This window comes from Bartonella sp. AA89HNZF (genome assembly GCF_042196905.1).
GTDB lineage: Bacteria > Pseudomonadota > Alphaproteobacteria > Rhizobiales > Rhizobiaceae > Bartonella.
In genome coordinates, this window is record NZ_JBHIRD010000057.1 from 1 (window position 1) to 2179 (window position 2179).

Here is a 2179-nt window from a genome sequence, read left to right on the forward strand (position 1 = left end):
TTTTTAGGGAGTGCATAGATTTCTTTTGTTAAAGGGTTAAGACCATAAGTATTGGCAACAGAGATAAAAGCAGCGAACTCTTCATCAGAGAAGTTATGATTGATACATGTTTTGATAATTGTCTTTCGAAATTGATCATGAGAAAACCCATATTTGCTTGCCATGGTTGTTAAAGAAGAATTTGTCATGTTTGTTTCCTACATTGCGCGCAATTCCCCCGTGGCGTGAATCACGCTTGTGTTAAAAGGCTGGTTGGTTGTTAAATTTTTATGTCTTGAGGAATTCTCGTGTTTCCGCGAATATTAGCTAATCCACGAATTTCGGCATTTCTAAAGATCTTGACTGCGTCATAAATGCGAGCACTATCATAAACTTTTGCATCTCCAAAAATCTCAACATTTCCATAATTAATATCATCCTCATACGTGAAATTGGAGCATGATATAATGACATCACCATAAACTTTAGCATTGTTATAAATGAGAGCAGGACCACAAATTATTGCGTTCCCATATACACGAGCATTGTCGTAAACATTAGCACTATTCTTTATTCGTGCATTCTCAAAAACTGCTGCGTCACCATAAATGAGTGCGCTATTGTAAACTTCTGCATCACCGTAAACATGAGATTTGTCGCGGACAACAGCATCACCAAAAACATGTGCACTACCAGAAACTTCGGCATTACCAAAAACAACAGCACGACTGTAAACTTGTGCATCAGAATAAACTGAAGCATTTCCACTAATACAGGCGCCATCAAATATCTTGGCATTATGAAAAATGGTAGCGCTTTCAAGCACCTTGGCATCATCATAGACCCAGCAATTGCCTTTATGACCTAAGTTATATTCCTTTTCAATAAAGCCACCAAGATCTCCTTTTTTGACATCATCAAAATCCCTTAAAGCACGTATACGGTGAAGAGTTTTTCCATCAAACTGAATTGTTTCATTAGTAAGTTCGTATTTCTTTTCCATAATGATAGCCTCTTAATGCATGCTTTGTCTTTTAATCTCTTGAGACAGCACCCCCATGCCTTTTGTTGTGATTTTTGCTGAAGGAATGACTTTTTCAGCCTTTGTTGTTGTTTGAATAATGTGGGTTGAGCAATCCATTAGTCCTTTTTGGATTTTATCTTGATAAGGAAGCAAAGGAGCGCCATCAGTAATTCGATATATCCATCTTTTTTCTTGTAAGAAGAGAATGAATTTTTTGGGTTGCATTTCAAGAATTTTAGCAGCTGTAATAAGACCGAAGAGCCCATCAGAGCGTTGCAAGCTTTCAAGAGCCATTGCTTTTGGTTTTAAATCTTCAATGAGAGTATCTTTTTGATTTATTTGTCCTTGTAGGTAATTCAAAAAGCCAATCATCGCTTGTGGACTTGAGTAATCGATTTGTGGTGTAACAACTTGCTTTGCACGCCGCTCGCATTCAATAAAATATTGACGGGCTTGCTTTCCTTTTTTATTACGCTCGACCATGGCAAGCTCTTTCGCCATGTCTAAGGTAAGATAGTATTCTACTGCTATGGCATTGTTCGCTTCCATTTTTTTGTGGAAGCGAATAAAGTCCCTTCCATCAAGGAAAGCATAGGTCATAATACGTTTTTTTATCCAAGTAGAAAAATCTTGTTTACTCTCCAAAAAGACATGTAATTCACGTGCATTTACTGTCTGAACGCTTTCTTCGTTAATGGTGTTATTTGTAATAGCGATAGGATTATTCATAAGTTTACTCCATCCGATCATTTAATAAGAGGAAAGAGGAGGGCGTTTTTAAAAGCGCCCTGTATAATGTGGGTAATTTGGAATGACATCCGAAAGAGTTAGACGGTGCTGCTGTTCATAAGTCCCGTAAGTTTCATCTTCATATCGCTGCTGTTCGATTTCTTCTAAAAAAAAACCGTATGCGTTACTGTCTTTAACAAAGTCGTGAGGTATATTGCCGTTGAAACACTGCTCTTCACATTCTTTCAGATAGCATTCGGCAATATCTTCAGAGATATCTTCACAACGATTAGTCGTTGGTTCTACACGCAAAATTTGGACAGCATTATCGGCTTGGTCGATAAATTTGATCATGTCCTTTTCTTCTAAGAAAGGACCAGATTTAGCGAGATTTTGTTCTTCATTTTCGCAGATGACTAAGAGAATTTCATCAGAATTGATAAACAC

At 37.4% G+C, this 2179-nt stretch carries 4 protein-coding genes; all 4 read right to left on the reverse strand.

Annotation, left to right across the window (positions count from 1 at the left end; all coding sequences use genetic code 11):
• Positions 1 to 188: recombinase RecT (locus ACFIN0_RS09575; RefSeq protein ID WP_375702431.1), on the reverse strand; the 188-nt coding region annotated here is incomplete at its 3' end.
• A gap of 71 nt (positions 189 to 259) precedes the next feature.
• Entirely contained in the window at positions 260 to 982 is a 723-nt protein-coding gene (locus ACFIN0_RS09580; protein WP_375702432.1) for a hypothetical protein, read from the reverse strand.
• Between the two features lie 12 nt (positions 983 to 994).
• Complete coding sequence (locus ACFIN0_RS09585; protein ID WP_375702433.1) at positions 995 to 1732, reverse strand: antA/AntB antirepressor family protein; 738 nt, start codon at positions 1730 to 1732, stop codon at positions 995 to 997.
• A 48-nt stretch (positions 1733 to 1780) separates the two neighbouring features.
• Positions 1781 to 2179, reverse strand: a 399-nt coding sequence (locus ACFIN0_RS09590; RefSeq protein WP_375702434.1) for a hypothetical protein, incomplete at its 5' end; no start/stop codon positions are given.

Bases quoted from the DNA above. Each gene is read 5' to 3' on its own strand.
- ACFIN0_RS09585 (WP_375702433.1), bottom strand. From the start codon at position 1,732: ATGAATAATCCTATCGCTATTACAAATAACACCATTAACGAAGAAAGC.
- ACFIN0_RS09580 (WP_375702432.1), bottom strand. From the start codon at position 982: ATGGAAAAGAAATACGAACTTACTAATGAAACAATTCAGTTTGATGGA.